At 43.2% G+C, this 15,483-nt stretch carries 13 protein-coding genes and 2 tRNA genes; 8 read left to right on the forward strand and 7 right to left on the reverse strand.

Translation table 11 applies throughout. From position 1 onward, the window contains the following. Positions 1-70: 70 nt before the first annotated feature. A tRNA-Ser gene (locus tag OCV81_RS16420) sits at positions 71-155 on the reverse strand. 264 nt (positions 156-419) lie between these two features. Between OCV81_RS16420 and OCV81_RS16425 the strand changes: the two genes are divergently transcribed. The 7 genes from OCV81_RS16425 (at position 420) to OCV81_RS16455 (ending at position 7,145) form a co-directional block, all read left to right on the forward strand. Then, a complete protein-coding gene (locus OCV81_RS16425; RefSeq protein WP_148330965.1) occupies positions 420-2,426 on the forward strand; it encodes a protein-disulfide reductase DsbD family protein in 2,007 nt (668 codons plus the stop codon). A gap of 6 nt (positions 2,427-2,432) precedes the next feature. Next, positions 2,433-3,728, forward strand: a complete 1,296-nt coding sequence (locus OCV81_RS16430) for an L-cysteine desulfidase family protein (protein WP_148330966.1) — start codon at positions 2,433-2,435, stop codon at positions 3,726-3,728. A gap of 10 nt (positions 3,729-3,738) precedes the next feature. Continuing rightward, positions 3,739-4,422 carry an AlbA family DNA-binding domain-containing protein gene (locus OCV81_RS16435; protein WP_148330967.1) on the forward strand — a complete coding sequence of 228 codons (684 nt, stop codon included), beginning with the start codon at positions 3,739-3,741 and terminating at the stop codon, positions 4,420-4,422. A 58-nt stretch (positions 4,423-4,480) separates the two neighbouring features. Then, complete coding sequence (locus OCV81_RS16440) at positions 4,481-5,110, forward strand: hypothetical protein (protein ID WP_022353345.1); 630 nt, start codon at positions 4,481-4,483, stop codon at positions 5,108-5,110. After that, a complete protein-coding gene (locus OCV81_RS16445) occupies positions 5,107-5,703 on the forward strand; it encodes a uracil-DNA glycosylase family protein (protein WP_148330968.1) in 597 nt (198 codons plus the stop codon). Before OCV81_RS16440 ends, OCV81_RS16445 begins: the two co-directional genes overlap by 4 nt. A 73-nt stretch (positions 5,704-5,776) precedes the next feature. Next, positions 5,777-5,849, forward strand: a tRNA-Trp gene (locus OCV81_RS16450). Between the two features lie 129 nt (positions 5,850-5,978). Next, complete coding sequence (locus OCV81_RS16455) at positions 5,979-7,145, forward strand: tyrosine-type recombinase/integrase (RefSeq protein WP_148330969.1); 1,167 nt, start codon at positions 5,979-5,981, stop codon at positions 7,143-7,145. 33 nt (positions 7,146-7,178) lie between these two features. On the opposite strand, the gene OCV81_RS16460 is transcribed toward OCV81_RS16455, so the two are convergent. The 6 genes from OCV81_RS16460 to OCV81_RS16485 are packed head-to-tail and all read right to left on the reverse strand — an operon-like array spanning position 7,179 to position 14,185. Beyond that, positions 7,179-8,909: a hypothetical protein gene (locus tag OCV81_RS16460; protein ID WP_148330970.1), complete on the reverse strand. Its 1,731-nt coding sequence runs from the start codon at positions 8,907-8,909 to the stop codon at positions 7,179-7,181. Continuing rightward, positions 8,906-12,619, reverse strand: a complete 3,714-nt coding sequence (locus OCV81_RS16465) for a phage tail tape measure protein (protein WP_148330971.1) — start codon at positions 12,617-12,619, stop codon at positions 8,906-8,908. The genes OCV81_RS16460 and OCV81_RS16465 overlap by 4 nt, the downstream gene beginning before the upstream one ends. Before the next feature lies 1 nt (position 12,620). Continuing rightward, positions 12,621-13,088, reverse strand: a complete 468-nt coding sequence (locus OCV81_RS16470) for a hypothetical protein (protein WP_148330972.1) — start codon at positions 13,086-13,088, stop codon at positions 12,621-12,623. Next, positions 13,085-13,498, reverse strand: coding sequence for a structural protein P5 (locus tag OCV81_RS16475; protein ID WP_148330973.1), 414 nt, complete (start codon positions 13,496-13,498; stop codon positions 13,085-13,087). Before OCV81_RS16475 ends, OCV81_RS16470 begins: the two co-directional genes overlap by 4 nt. A gap of 17 nt (positions 13,499-13,515) precedes the next feature. Further along, positions 13,516-13,908 (reverse strand): DNA replication initiation control protein YabA, encoded by a 393-nt coding sequence (locus OCV81_RS16480; protein WP_148330974.1) that lies wholly within the window; start codon positions 13,906-13,908, stop codon positions 13,516-13,518. After that, positions 13,892-14,185 (reverse strand): hypothetical protein, encoded by a 294-nt coding sequence (locus OCV81_RS16485; RefSeq protein WP_148330975.1) that lies wholly within the window; start codon positions 14,183-14,185, stop codon positions 13,892-13,894. The genes OCV81_RS16480 and OCV81_RS16485 overlap by 17 nt, the downstream gene beginning before the upstream one ends. A gap of 473 nt (positions 14,186-14,658) precedes the next feature. Between OCV81_RS16485 and OCV81_RS16490 the strand changes: the two genes are divergently transcribed. Beyond that, positions 14,659-15,483: hypothetical protein (locus OCV81_RS16490; protein ID WP_262640481.1), on the forward strand; the 825-nt coding region annotated here is incomplete at its 3' end.

Genomic DNA, 15,483 nt, shown 5'->3' on the forward strand with positions numbered 1-15,483 from the left:
CTCGACTTTACATTCTTGGGTGTAAAACTGGGTGTTTGTTTTGCAATTTGCTGATTTTCAGCGTTTGTTGCGGAGAGACAGGGATTCGAACCCCGGGTACCTCGCGGTACAACGGTTTTCAAGACCGCCGCAATCGACCACTCTGCCACCTCTCCAAAACTCTTTTTAGGAGTGCCTCGTTTATCGAAGACGGTGCAAAGGTAGGCATTATTTTTTATTTAGCAAACATTTTCTGAAAAAAATCGTCAGGATGAGGATATGGAGTAGGGTGAATGAATATTCCGAATGTAAAAATTGTCGTATTTGAAATAAAAAACAAGATGGAATAATAGGTAGCCCTGCATTCCCTTTCGAAAAATGATTATCTTTGCGCTACTTTTTACAGAATATAGTTTTATCACATCACCAAGTGCATATTTATGAATAAGAAGATTTTTCTTAGCTGGCTTTTAATGGCCATTTTAAGTTTGCCGGTATTCGCCCAAATACAAGAACCGGTGAAGTTTAAAACCGAGTGGAAATCTGTATCCGCTAACGAAGTAGAAATTGTGTTCACCGGAAAAATGGAAAAAGGGTGGCATGTGTATTCCACGGAATTGCCTGACGGAGGTCCGGTATCAGCTACTTTTAATGTAGACAAGCTGGAAGGAGCGGAACTGGTAGGCAAGTTGAAGCCCGCAGGTAAGGAAATTGACAAAATGGACCCGATATTTGGCATGCAGGTCCGTTTTTTCGAAGGAACAGCTACGTTTGTGCAGAAACTCAAACTGAAAGGAGGAAAATATGAAGTGAGCGGTTATTTGCAATATGGCGCTTGTAATGATGAGAACTGCTTGCCTCCTACCAATGTGGACTTTTCGTTCAAGGGAGAGGCAGCTGGTGGACAGGCGGCAGCATCGGCTACTGCTGAAGCCGAAACGTCTGATACGGCAGATTCCGATTCATTGACACTGACTCCGCTTCAAATAGGTACGAACTCGAATAATGTGGAAACCTCCGATTACTGGAAACCTGTTATCGAAGAGCTGAAAACATTTGGCGGAAATGTGAATAATGAATCACGCTCTTGGCTTTATATCTTTTTTGCTGGTTTCGTAGGTGGATTGCTGGCATTGTTCACTCCTTGTGTATGGCCCATTATTCCGATGACTGTAAGTTTCTTCCTGAAACGTGCGAAGGACAAACGGAAAGGTATTCGTGATGCATGGACGTATGGAGCTTCTATTGTAGTGATTTATGTGGCTTTAGGACTGGCTATCACCTTGATCTTTGGAGCCAGTGCCTTGAATGATCTCTCTACAAGCGCTATCTTTAATATTTTCTTCTTCCTTATGTTGGTGGTGTTTGCCGCTTCTTTCTTTGGCGCATTTGAAATCACACTTCCTTCAAAGTGGAGCAACGCCGTGGATAGTAAGGCAGAGCAGACAACAGGATTGCTGAGTATTTTCCTGATGGCCTTCACCTTGTCACTGGTTTCTTTCTCTTGTACCGGTCCGATTATCGGTTTCTTATTGGTGGAAGTTTCTACTTCAAATAGCATTGTTGCTCCAGCCATCGGTATGCTGGGATTTGCCATAGCATTGGCCTTGCCTTTCACCTTGTTCGCATTGTTCCCGTCTTGGCTGAAGTCCATGCCGAAATCTGGAGGATGGATGAATGTCATCAAGGTGACGTTGGGATTCTTGGAACTGGCCTTTGCGTTGAAGTTCCTGTCTGTGGCCGACTTGGCGTATGGATGGCGTTTGCTCGACCGTGAGACCTTCCTTGCTTTGTGGATTGTGATTTTTGCTTTGCTGGGTATGTATTTATTGGGTAAAATTAAGTTCCCGCACGATGGAGATGATAATAAGGTAAGTGTGCCGCGGTTCTTCTTGGCACTTTTCTCATTGGCATTCGCTGTATACATGGTACCTGGATTGTGGGGAGCTCCGCTGAAAGCTGTCAGCGCCTTTGCACCGCCTATGCAGACACAGGATTTCAATTTGTATAAGAATGAGGTGCATGCAAAATTCAATGACTTCGATGCCGGCATGGAATATGCCCGTCAGCAGGGGAAACCGGTAATGATTGACTTCACGGGATATGGTTGCGTGAACTGCCGTAAGATGGAGCTGGCCGTATGGACCGATCCTACTGTAAGCAAGATAATGAATGAAGACTATGTACTGATAACCCTATATGTGGATGAGAAAACGAAATTACCGGAACCCGTGAAGGTGACAGAGAATGGCACGGAACGTACATTGCGTACGGTAGGTGACAAATGGAGTTACCTGCAGCGTTCTAAATTCGGAGCCAATGCCCAGCCTTTCTATGTGTTGATTGACAATGAAGGAATGCCGTTGAACAAGTCTTATTCGTATGATGAGGATATTCAGAAGTACGTGGAATTCTTGCAAACAGGATTAAAGAACTATAAAAAATAATAGATAATGATTTCGCAGTCAGAAAGAGAACGTATTATCGCACTCATCAAGAGGGAAGTCGTTCCGGCTATCGGCTGTACGGAACCCGTAGCTGTAGCTCTTTGTGTGGCTAAAGCTACGGAAGTTCTGGGATGCCGTCCGGAAGCAATTACGGCTCAGCTTAGTGCGAATATTTTGAAGAATGCCATGGGAGTGGGAATCCCTGGCACGGGGATGATTGGGTTGCCTATTGCCATTGCTTTGGGAGCTTTAAAAGGCAAATCAGAATATGGTTTGGAAGTTTTGAAGGACATTACTCCGGAAAGCGTGGAAGAAGGCAAGCAGATGATTGCCGGTCAAGGCATAAAGATTGAGCTGAAAAAAGACATTGAAGAGAAATTGTATATTGAAGTGACTTGTACAGCCGGGAAGGATACGGCTACGGCTATCATCAGTGGAGGACATACGAACTTCGTATATGCAGAACGGAATGGTGAGGTTTTGTTTGATCATAGAGAAAAGGCAGGAGCTGAAGCGGATGTGGAAGAAGTCGATTTGAATCTGAAGAAAGTGTATGATTTCGCTACGACTGCTCCGTTGGATGAAATTCGTTTCATTCTTGAGGCAAAGCGTCTGAATCTGCAGGCAGCGGAACGTTCTTTCCAAGGGAACTATGGTCATGAGTTGGGCAAAATGTTGCGTAGCAGTCAGCAGGAACAGCATATCATGGGTAGCAATACGTTTACCCATATCCTTTCTTATACTTCTGCCGCATGCGATGCCCGAATGGCTGGTGCCATGATACCGGTGATGAGTAATTCCGGAAGTGGAAACCAAGGTATTGCAGCCACACTTCCTGTGGTAGTGTTCGCTCAAGAGAATCATAAATCGGAAGAGGAGCTGATTCGTGCTTTGATTTTGAGTCATCTTACGGCTATTTATATCAAGCAGAATCTAGGCCGTCTGTCCGCGTTGTGCGGTTGTGTGGTAGCTGCCACAGGCAGCAGTTGCGGAATCACTTATCTGATGGGAGGAGAGTATAAGCAGGTAGCTTATGCCGTACAGAATATGATTGCCAATCTGACAGGTATGATTTGTGACGGAGCCAAGCCGAGCTGCGCATTGAAACTGACCAGCGGGGTTTCAACGGCAGTCTTTTCTGCGATACTGGCGATGGAAGGGAAGTGTGTGACTTCCGTGGAAGGCATCATTGAAGACAATGTGGATTTCAGTATTCGCAACCTGACTAAGATCGGTTCGGAGGGAATGAATGAAACCGATAAGCTGGTATTGGACATTATGACTCATAAACATTGTGATTGAGTAATAGGGAATGAAACAAACTGCAGAAACAGACTACATACAACAGCTCATCTCGGAGGGTGAGCATGTACATCAGGATTTTAAATTTGCCATATCCGATGTAAGGAAAATAGCCAGAAGTTTGTCTGCTTTTGCAAATACCGAAGGAGGACGGTTATTGGTGGGAGTGAAGGATAACGGCAGGATTGCCGGAATTCGTTCGGAAGAAGAAATTTATATGATTGAAGCGGCTGCCACGATGTATTGTCGTCCTCCGGTAATCACGGAAAACCGTGTGTACAGGGTGGATGGAAAGGATGTGCTGGAAGTTGAAGTGAAAGAGTGCGCGTGCAAACCGGTTTTAGCCGTCGATGAAGAGGGTAAGTCTTGGGCTTATGTGCGTATAGCCGATGAGAACATTTTGGCATCTCCTGTCCACCTTCGAATCTGGAATCATGAGAAAAAGGACGAAGTGGTAATGACCTATACCGACAGGGAAAAGCGTTTGCTGGAGGTATTGGGTAGCCAGGGGCTGCTTACATTGAATAGGTGTAGCCGCCTAGCTCGTCTTTCCCGTCCGGAAGTATGTCAGTTGTTGGCCGATTTTATTCGTTTTGGACTTGTAGAGCAGGTTTTTCAGGAGCATACTTTCTTTTACCGTCTAAAAGAAGATGCCGTGTGGGAAGATTCCCTTTTTCCGGAAGTAAGCCGATGATTGCGTTGTCGGTTTTTTGTATTATCTTTGTATCCGTAGAATTTAATAAAAAGACATTATGAGTATATTTTCGAAACTTTTTGGTAAAAAAACTACCGATGGAGCTGACGAAACGGTACGTGTCGGTGGCATGGAAGATTTCATGACCTTGATTCGTGTGTATTATCAGGCAGTCATGGCGGCTCAGTTGGGTATCAGTAATATTCATTTCTTGCCGGATTTGGCTGTATTCAAACGTACGTTGAAGGTACCAACTCAGAACAATAAGTTGGGGATTGCGGAGCGTGCACGTTGCCGTAAGATGTTGATGGATATTTATGGGTTGGAGGAATCTTTCTTTAAGGAAATAGACGGGTCTATTAAGCGTAACTGCCGCAATGTGAACGATATAAAGAATTATCTGTTTATGTTCCAAGGGTTCAGTCAGGATTTGATGATGGTGATTGGAAACCTGATGCAATGGAAGTTTCGCACACCTGGAGTCTTCAAGAAGTTGTTGCGCAATATGACGGAAAAGGCCGTACATGACATTCTGACTAAGGTGGACTGGAAAGACGATGGGGTACGTAAAACGTGTGGAAATATTCGTCAGTATCAGCATGCGCTCGGTTATTCGGAGGCATGGATGACGGAATACGTTTATAAGATTGTGTTGCTGGCTAAAAAAGAACCGAAACCAAAGGCATGACAGTGAACGAGAATCTGCTTTCAGGAGTGGAATGTCATCCGCTGGAGCCTTTTTTGCCGGAGAATGCGGTCTTGTTGATGTTAGGAAGCTTTCCTCCACAGAAAAAACGATGGAGCATGGATTTCTTCTATCCGAATCTTCAAAATGATATGTGGCGTATTTTCGGGCTTATTTTCTTTGGCGATAAAGAACATTTCCTTAGTCCGGAGAAAGTTTTTGACAAGGCACGTATTGTAAGTTTTCTGCAAGAAAAGGGGATTGCCTTATATGATACAGCTTCGTGTGTCCGCAGATTGCAAGACAATGCTTCTGATAAGTTTCTGGAAGTGGTTACTCCTACCGATATAGACTTGCTTCTTCAGCAACTTCCTGCATGTCGGGCAGTGGTCACTACCGGGCAGAAAGCAACGGATGTATTGTGTGAGCAAATGGAGGCAAAAGAGCCGACGGTGGGAGGAGAGAGCACGTTTTATTTCAGGGATCGTAAATTATCTTTGTTTCGGATGCCTTCTTCCAGTCGTGCCTATCCATTGAAGTTGGAAAAAAAAGCAGAATATTATCGCCTTATGTTCAGCCGTTTATCTTTGTTGTGAGAAAAAGACGGTAAAATATTTGGCAGAATCTCTTGCGGTTTCCAAAATTTGTACTACTTTTGCAACCGCAAACACGGGAATAGCTCAGTTGGTAGAGCATCGGTCTCCAAAACCGAGTGTCGGGAGTTCGAGTCTCTCTTCCCGTGCCGAGATAAAAAGCTGTAACTGAATAAGTTGCAGCTTTTGTCCGTTTATAGGTCGGACAAATTTCGGACAACCAATTTTCATGATGTCAAACCGTACTGCGTTTTCGAATTCGAAAAACGTAGAAAAAAATGTGTTCATCACTTAGAAAAAACGCATCGATTCAGAGTGTAATTTCGTACACAGAACCCAAGTTACATACTGGTAAAACATGGTATATTGACTTCACGGCATACGATCCGCTGGAACAGAAAATGAAGCGGAAAAAGTATATGCTGGATGGAATACCCAAGCTGACCGACCGTCGCCGCCGGGCAAATGAAATCATCACCAATCTTAATGTAAAGCTTCGTTCCGGATGGAATCCCTGGGCTAATGTAGAGAACTCCAGGCAATACACCCCGTATATAGATATTATCCAAAGGTATCATATATATCTGGGCAAACTGTATGCAGCTGGCACCATTAAGGAGAATACCCTGAAGGATTATGAGAAGCGCCTGCGGGTATTTGAGGAGTATACAGCCAAACATATTCCGGCCATCGTGTATGCGTATCAGATTGACCAGTCTTTCATCTCTGACTTCTTGGACTACGTGCTGCTTGACCGGGATTCATCGGCCAGAACCCGGAATAACTACCGTACCTGGTTGTCTTCACTCTGTAACTGGATGATGGAAAAGCAATACCTTACTCATAATCCGGTTGAGAAGATTCGACAGCTGGCAGAAGAAGAGAAGAAACGTTCTGCCCTGACGGTTCCGGATATTCAGAAGCTCAGGAAGTATCTCCAGAAAGAGAATCCGCATTTCCTGTTCTTGTGTCAGTTTGCTTATTACACCTTTATCCGTCCGGATGAAATCTCCAATATCCGATTGGCTGACATCAACCTGAAGGAACAGAAAGTATTTATCGGCTCCAGTATCAGCAAGAACCGGAAGGATGGCATGGTTGGACTGAATGATGCACTGATTAAGTCGATGCTTGACCTGGGCGTTTTTAATTCTCCCAATGATTATTATCTGTTCGGTAAGGGCTTCAAGCCCTCACGTGAGAAGGTGACCACCCGTGTGTACAGGAATTACTTCAATAAGGTCAGAGCAAAACTGAAGTTTCCGGACAGCTACCAGTTCTACTCTCTGAAGGATACCGGTATCCGTGATTTGGCCAACGCTGAAGGAATCGTCATAGCCCGTGATCAGGCGCGTCATGCGGATATTTCTACAACCAATAAGTACCTGAAAGGGGCAGACATGACAGTGCATGAGGAGACTAAACATTTTGAAGGGAACTTTTAAGTGAAAGGGTAATCTGATTTGAGCTGCTTTTGTTTATTGGTCCGCTAAATAAAATATCCCCTCAGCTATTTTATCAATGCCTTTTGATGATATTTTATAATGTATCTCTTTGCAATAATATTTTTTGTTGCAAATTAGAAAAATATTATTCAGTTCATAAATCCTGTCTGCAATGAATTTGAAATGATATTCCAAGGACGTATCAATGGATCTTTTACTTTTGTATATTTGGTTGAACAAACCATTATCTCCATCTAATATTAAAGAGTATGATGGTAGCTCCAGTATGGATTGTGAACCGGTCATGGTAGTAGGTTTATTTATGAAATAATTATCATGGCATGACATGGGCATCTTGTCCCAGTACGCTTCTTCGTGCTCCCCTGTACCCTTGTTAAGCGCTACACAGACTCCGTAATATATGCCGACATATAATTTATCAGGGATGTCACCTTTTACATCTGCGTTGCCATTGATCAGGTCATTGATTGCCTGGCTTTCCGTTTCAGAACGGACTTTTTTTATAGCAGGCCCTATCAAGTAATGGCTGGTCGTTTTACTGTATATTTCGATTGCATCTACTTGTGCCGGTATAATATCGAAAGAAGTTTTATTTTGACTTGTCGTATCTCCCGCATCTCTCAGCCTGTCTACGATTCTTAATCCTTTTACACTTTCATCGTTGATAGTATATTCTGAGACCACGTATTCCAGGTTGTAGTCTGTTGATGTCAGCAGATAGGGGCCTGAAAAATACTGGTCGTAGTTTGTCTTGAAGTCTCTGTACGAATCTTTCTGTTCTATCGTGCAGACTTCGCGTATGCCATCTTTTAGTTTGAGGTAGTTGTAATAGTCTTCACTCGGAAGATTGTAAGCTACGTTGTCATACGCATACGAATAACTCGTATCGGTGTCATATACTTTCTCCAGTTCATCCTCTATCACCTCATTGATAAAGATGATACCTGCGTTGTCAAAGTACCGGTCTATGTTCACTATATTGTACACTCCATTTATCGAATCAATGGATACAATGCATTTGAAGAATACTTCTATCTGTTCGAGAAATTCGTTGATTGTCCAGTCTGGAAGCAAGTCTCCCGGGTTGCTATTTTTATAAGGGTTAGCTACGAATATACGGCACCAGGTGTCGTTTTGCTCCAATTCGTTTTTCCCTTTTGTAAACCCCAATTTTTGTAATAAGTTATCAATGTAATATAGCAGATAATATTGTGGAGCGATATTGTTTGCTCGTGTAAACGTAATATCTGCACCAACTTCTACCATATTCAATATATTGGAGTTCCCATCCTTGTCTATATAGCTGATAATTGGCGTATACACGGCCTTGTGGGCAGGATAACTCCCGAAGAGGGTATTAATAGCCTCACTGGGTAATATTGACATTCCATCAAAAGGGAGTTGTCTTATACAGCTATCACCACCTTCATAATTCAGCTGCGAGTTACCGGCTATAATCTGAATCTTTGCTGTATAGGATTCTATTGAAAGTATTACCTCAATGCCATTAATCGCACACAGTCCGTTCACAATCAGCATAGCCTTGCGGTTTTTTATGCGGGTGGTTACATCTAATCGGTTGATATTTTTGTATATCTCACGATTGGCAGGGTCTCGCAAGTCTATTTCAATATCATAGGTATACGAGCCAACTCTGGTAAAGTATGGATTTTCTGTGACAAGCTCGAGTTCAAATTCACTCGGTAACTTCACTTCTTTAGAATCGATAAACAGCTGTGTCATGATTTTATTGTTCGTGTAACGTTTTTCTTCATTTTTTCTACTAACTGTTGCGCTTCATTTACGCCCATTTTACCAGTCGCTTTAGTATAGGTAAATATCGGCTCGTTTAATCTTTTGAGAAGTTTCTCCATGCATTTCATATTTTGCAGCATGACTGCCGTTGATTCCTGGCTGGATGATTCGGCAGTCTGATAGTAGTTGTTTGTTGTCATTCTATTGGTAGGTGATAATACGGCTGATACGTCTTTTGCAGTCAGGCTGCCGATGGTATTGTTTCGCTGTGCCTGGTCTATCAGGTCAAGAACCGGATGGATAGCTGGATTCTGGACGGCGTAACGGTTGGCCACAAATTCTCCGGCATGGACTATTCCTTTGGGTTCGTCATGTCTTCCGGAGCCGGTGTAGCCACCTTCTTCAAACCCATTTATTACAGCCTTTGCCGTTTGGAAGGCTGCAGTGATTAATGCAATTTCAGCTGCAGCTTTAGCTAGTCCGATGAAACCTAGGGTTGCAATATTTTTCATTTGCGTTTCAGCTATGTATGCAATCATCATTTTTTGAAGGCTGTCCAGGATTATTTCCAAGGTTGCTTTCATGAAGTCACCCAAGGACGTTTCGGAGTCTGTCAGCATTTCTGCGAATGCTTCGCCAAACTGCTGACCTATATTCTGTGCGAAGGATAGCTGTTCTCTTATCTTTCGCTGATTTTCTTCATAATTCTTACGGGATTTTTCAAGGCTCGCCTGTTGTTTTTTGTCAATAATCTCAGCTTTCTTTTCTTCGGAAATTTCAGAAGAAGAAAGTACCTGGTCGTAATATTCATTCTGAATATCGAGTAGCTGCTGACGGTATTCCTGTTCTGATGAAAGTCCGGCATAATGCTTCTGTGTCACACTTTCAATCTCCAGCTGGTACTGTTTCTCTAGGCGGGTAAAGGCTTCTTCAGATGCTTTGTTGGCATCTTCTTCATCCAGCTTGTTGCATTCTTCTTTGTACTTGATTCGTGCTTCGAGAATTTTCTGTTCAATCTGCTGTCGTTTCTCCGGTTCCAGTCCGGCGATTGCCATCATGTTCTCAAGGTGACGCATCTCCAGGTCTTCCATGAAACGGGTGTATTCCTGCTGTGTCATCTCATCGCTGGCCAGATAGGTGCGTTTCAAATCGGCCAGTTCATCGTAATAACGCTTGTTTTCTGCGGTGGACGCAATCTCTGTCGTAGATGGTTTGTTATCTGTCCGAGTTGTTGTTATATCTGTATTAGTATTACCATTTTTATCTGGAGTTACGATTATTTCGTCTAATTGATTGACAGCTTTCTGATTTTCTTTGGTCTTGACGATTAAAGCACTAAATTTATTCTCTATTTCTGCGATACGATCATAATCATTTTTTACTATAGATACATAATCTTTTATAGCATCTTTAGCGTCTGACAAGTCATAGAGTTTTAATGAATTGCCATACTTCTTATATAATGATTTGGACACGGCATCTGCAATCTGTTTTTCCGTATATCCTTTTTTTACCATATCATCTACATAGCCTATAACTACATTTCTGATATTATCAGTTGTAGATGAAGTTAGTCTACGTGATAAAATGCCTTGAAACTCAGCCATGGAATCGGCTCTATCTTCAAGGGACTTATTTGTTATGTCTGATTTTCTCTTTTCTATTTCTTCTAAGGCTAATTTATTCTGTATGGCTACAGAAACGTCTTTATAGGCTTTTGCTATATCACGAACAGAGTCTTTTTCTGAAAGAAGATTATCCAAATAACCACCATATTTGTCATTGAATTCTTTTATAAGCTCGATTCTGCGTCTGCTACCTTCATTGGTATTTCTGATTGCATCGTAAAGTTTGTAAAGCTCCGTTTGTTGTTGTGTGTTGTTTGTAGAAAAATTTTTGAAGGCCTTGTCTGCGTCACTTGTATAAGTTATTAACTTATATATACCAAATCCCAACGCTGTTACTGCTGTCGATATGGCTGCGAAAGGATTAAGTTTTAGGGTAGTGAAGAACATCTTCAATGCTGCTACAGAAAGTCTTATAGAAGTTGTAAGATTGGACATTCTCGTGGTTAGCAAGAACATTGCAGAAGCCTGCAGATATGAAGCTGCTGTCACTGCTTTGCTCCATGTTACTTTGGCCTTATCTACTATAATACTTGCAGCTTTTGCATCTTTAAACTTCTCTTCCCATAATGTAGCCAGTTTTAGAGCTGCCATATATGTGCCTAAACTTCCAACTGTTAGTATAATGAGATCTTTGTATTTGATAAACCAGTCAATCAGGGTGGGGAGGGACACGATGATTTTCGTAGTCCAGCCGGTAAACAGTGACAACGACGGATTGAGCCGCTCCATCAGTTCGATGCCGGCCTCCTTGATGCTGTTGCGGTACTGTGCCATCTTCGCCTCGTTGGTGTCGGAGTTGATGGCTGCTTGTTCCATGGCGATGTTGGTATCCGTGACAGCTTCTGTGTATTGTCGTACCTTATCGGCATTGTCTATCAGGATGGTGGCAGCCGAGTAGGCTTCCTCACCAAACATGGTTTGGATCTGTGCAGCTGTCAGTGACTTTTTGTTCAGGTTCTCGAGCGCAGTCTGCAAGCCAACCACTTTCGGATTGGTTTCGTCCGGCCCCGTCTGCAGTACCAGGAAGAACTTGCGTAGTGCGGTACCGGCCGGCTCTGCCTCCAGTCCTTTTTCTGCCAGCATCTGGATGGTACCCTGCAGCTGCTCGATGCTCACTCCGGCACCGGAGGCGGCTACACCCGCATTCTTGATGGATGCAGCCTGAGCGGAAACATCGGCTGCACCTTCTTTGGAACCGGCGGCCAGTACATTCACATAGCGAGCGGCCTGGTCGGCTGATTCTCCGTACATATTGAGGGATACGGTGGTGGCTGTCACGGCATCCTTCAGGTCGATTTTAGCGGCAGCGGCCAGTCGCATGGCTTCGATGGTGACGGCGTTCAGGGCTTCTTTATCTTTTAGCAGCTCCGGTTTCTTGGAACCGATAAGCATGTACGCCTGAAGGATTTCGTCTGATGACTGACGGATGCGCAGACCGGATTCGTCCATGGTCGTGGATAGCTTCTCGGCCTGTTCTGTAAGCCACTGGATGGATGAGTCGTCCAACCCGGTTAATGCCTTCAGTTCTGCCTGAGAGGACTCCTTTGAGTCGCGGTTGTTGCGAAGGGTATTCAGGGCCATAGACACACCTGTAATGGTGGCTGCACCCGTCGCCAACAAGCCGCCCCATTTCGCAAAACCATTGTTGAAACGGGACAACCAGCCTTCAGTCTCCTGTACTTCCGTTTTTATCTTTTGAAGCTCAGCTGTTACCAGCTTGGCCTGCTGCTGGTAGTATTTCCACTCGGCAGACCCTCGTTTAATGTAACCGCTATTCAGCTGGCGATTGATGGCTGTCAGTGTGGCGCGAAGTTCTTTTGGGGTTGCTTTGTCGAGGTTATTCATTACCTCGGTAAGTGCCGTAGTGTCTTTTTTCAGTGTCTTAATCTGGGCTTCTGTCTTGCGAAGTTCAGAAGTGACCTGTTTGATTTTAGATGTGTCACCAGCCTGGTAAGCATCTGCAAGTTCTTTTTTTAACCCGGAAGCTATCGTTTCCAGATTTTTGAGCTCCTGCTTTGCTTCTTCACCGTTTACGCGGACCTCGACGGTTGCTACCTGGTCTATAGCCATATTATTTCTTGTTTAAGATTACACGAATTTTGTACACAGCAAACAGCACGAAGAGAATAAGTACTACGATGGTGAATACCATACAGAACTTTTGCCATGTAGAAAGTTTCTTTTCCACTTCAACCTTCTGCTCTGATTTTTGAATAATCGTACTGTCTTTTCCTGGAATAAATATCGTATCTGAAGGAACCTTGAAATTTGCCATCAGGTTGCCGATTGAATCCAGTTGAAATTGTAGACGTGCGTTTTCTGACTGTGCCATGTCTAACCAGGAAAGTACGACACGACCATTTGAGTCACATTCCAGTAAGGCTCGGATGGATGCGGAGTCAGCTGGCTTGAAAACAGGTATCAGCTTGTCGTGTACGATGATTTGTGTATGCTCTGAAGCGAGGTGCTTCCCGGTTTCACAACTGAAAAGCACCGTACTGAAGATAATTATGAAGAAAAGTATATTCAATGATTTCATAGCAGCTCCCATCCTTTTTCTACGTCTTCCATTACAGCTGCTACTCCGTTTTCCACTTGTGAGATAGCGGCAGCGAAGGCACACATGGTTGTCTTATCCTCCACATCAGGAACGTAGGTTGTCGGGACCTGCATTTCCTGGCATACACGTGAAATATAGCCGGATGTGTTGTTTTCTGTTCTGGGTGCCCACCGGCTGATGAAATCGGCAATCGTCTGGCAACCGTACTTCAGTCGGTAGTTCTGCAGCAGCTTGATTAATGCCCGATAACCGTGGGCCATGTCTTCGAATTCTTCGAAGGTCTTGTCTTGTTTTTTAGATGCAGGAACCTCCCCCTGCCAGTCGGTTGTATCTGAGTTGCGGATGTTGCCTGGGTTGTTATTACGCAGGCCACGTGGTTGTGTTGTCATAAAAACTTTTTTTATAGTTAATAATCATTTGGCGGTTGTCTTTTCCCGCATCCTCTTACATCACATCTTTTTACAATCAGCTTTTGATTTTCCAATTCCAGTGTCGTATTTTTCTCCATGAGCTCGCGAATTCGCAGGCGGTCTTCATTCTTTTCCGCATAAAGCTGGTCTATTTTTTTGTCCTGTTCCTGTACTTTCGCTTCTTTTTTTTCATAAAGTTCTTTCCATTCTGCTGCATAACTGGTAATGTTGTCCGTTTCGGCTTTACGAGCAATAGCTTCTTCCTTTCGAGCAGTTGCTTCCTCTTTTCTACGTCGTGCGTCATGAAACATGAATACTCCTATTAGCGGAAGGAATATTGAAGAAAGGATGCTGCTGATTGTATTAACGATATCATTTAAAAACTCCATATAGGTAAATAATCAGAACCGCAATCATAGGAAGGAGTACTCCGGCTAAAATGTCCAGCCAGTCCCACTTTCCACCAATGCTTTTTTGAATATATTCTACTGCACACATAGCAACAAATACGCATATTGCACCAGTTAATGTAGCTTGTAGGATAGTCATGGTGGTGAGAAGAAGGACTGATCCAATCCAAATGATAAAAATAATGATACCTGCTTTGAGGTGTTTCGGGCGGTTACTAATCTTCAGCCACTCGAACAGATTCGATAAATTCGTCATACTTTTCATTGATTGTCAATCAAAATTATGAAGTTTTCGTGGTGGGTAAAAAGACATAATAAAGTAGAAAATGGGTAGAAAAGGACAACTAGTAGTCCTATTTCTACCTATTTTCTACCGAATCTTGAATACTGCACGTAATTCCTTGAAATCATGAAACTACGCAAGTTCCGGCAGAACTTAGGACGGGTGGGCTTACCATCAGCTTCCTGAATGAGTCCGGGGACACTGAAAAATGGGAGTTCGGCGGTGGTTCCTGGGCGATTGGTGGGTTTTCGCAGGTAGGAGCTAAGGAATTTTACAAGTTAGACAATGAAAAATTAAATAAAAATAATCCAGAACAGTCCGCAATCAAAGATAGTTCAGATACTTTCTATTTTGCAGACTCAAAGGGAAATGTTATTGGGAAACTGGATAAGGACGGGTTTAAGGCGATAGAATATCTTCTGAAGGACGGTAAAAAGTTATCAGAAGTGTTGCTATCAAAAACTGAGACTGATAATGATTCCGAATCACGGCTGAAGGATAATTCTGACTCTTTTATCTTTTGTGATTCAAAAGGAAATGTAATTTGTCAGATATTAAGAGAAGGTGTTAAGTCTCATGATTTTATCCTGAAAAACGGGAAAAAATTATCAGAAATAGGTGTGGAGCTGGAGGGGAAAGTAAACAAAGAGGAAGGGAAAGGTCTTTCCTCAAATGATTTTACGGATTCATATAAGAAAAAGATTGATGATATTCAGGCTGGTGGAGGTGGAGGGGCTGACGACATAATTAACAGAATGGATGGTTTCTATTTCTGCGACGGAAGTGGAAATGTGATTCTTAAAATAACATCAGACGGAATATACAACAAGGACGGAACGCCCTTGAAGAATGATGGGAATATCCCGACGAGCTGCATATATGGGAAAAAACTGTACACTCTCTGTGATTCGTTAGGAACAGCTAATATATGGCAGGAAGAGTTTGCAAAAATAACAGGTTGCATTTTTAACGGTAATGAAAACTACAATCAAGGTAATGCGTTCAATTTGTCGGAGGGTGGCACACGGACGCTAGGAAATGACAGGAAATGCGGCCAGATGCGCGCCTTGAAACTTCTAGAACTGCATCCTGACGCTGATGTTATATTCTATGAAAACGTCAACGATACATCTGCGAAGAGAGGCTCTATATCTGACGCACCCTTCATGCTTTCACAGATGGTGGATTATAATGGAAATATATATGGGAGTAAAGAAGAAGCCCAGGAAGCACTATCTGACGTAATTGAAACGGTTGCGGAAAAGAAAGTG

Origin of the sequence: Phocaeicola fibrisolvens (assembly GCF_025567125.1) — a bacterium.
In the GTDB taxonomy this organism is placed as follows: Bacteria; Bacteroidota; Bacteroidia; order Bacteroidales; family Bacteroidaceae; genus Phocaeicola; species Phocaeicola fibrisolvens.

Bases quoted from the DNA above. Each gene is read 5' to 3' on its own strand.
- OCV81_RS16425 (WP_148330965.1), top strand. From the start codon at position 420: ATGAATAAGAAGATTTTTCTTAGCTGGCTTTTAATGGCCATTTTAAGT.
- OCV81_RS16430 (WP_148330966.1), top strand. From the start codon at position 2,433: ATGATTTCGCAGTCAGAAAGAGAACGTATTATCGCACTCATCAAGAGG.
- OCV81_RS16435 (WP_148330967.1), top strand. From the start codon at position 3,739: ATGAAACAAACTGCAGAAACAGACTACATACAACAGCTCATCTCGGAG.
- OCV81_RS16440 (WP_022353345.1), top strand. From the start codon at position 4,481: ATGAGTATATTTTCGAAACTTTTTGGTAAAAAAACTACCGATGGAGCT.
- OCV81_RS16445 (WP_148330968.1), top strand. From the start codon at position 5,107: ATGACAGTGAACGAGAATCTGCTTTCAGGAGTGGAATGTCATCCGCTG.
- OCV81_RS16455 (WP_148330969.1), top strand. From the start codon at position 5,979: ATGTGTTCATCACTTAGAAAAAACGCATCGATTCAGAGTGTAATTTCG.
- OCV81_RS16460 (WP_148330970.1), bottom strand. From the start codon at position 8,909: ATGACACAGCTGTTTATCGATTCTAAAGAAGTGAAGTTACCGAGTGAA.
- OCV81_RS16465 (WP_148330971.1), bottom strand. From the start codon at position 12,619: ATGGCTATAGACCAGGTAGCAACCGTCGAGGTCCGCGTAAACGGTGAA.
- OCV81_RS16470 (WP_148330972.1), bottom strand. From the start codon at position 13,088: ATGAAATCATTGAATATACTTTTCTTCATAATTATCTTCAGTACGGTG.
- OCV81_RS16475 (WP_148330973.1), bottom strand. From the start codon at position 13,498: ATGACAACACAACCACGTGGCCTGCGTAATAACAACCCAGGCAACATC.
- OCV81_RS16480 (WP_148330974.1), bottom strand. From the start codon at position 13,908: ATGGAGTTTTTAAATGATATCGTTAATACAATCAGCAGCATCCTTTCT.
- OCV81_RS16485 (WP_148330975.1), bottom strand. From the start codon at position 14,185: ATGACGAATTTATCGAATCTGTTCGAGTGGCTGAAGATTAGTAACCGC.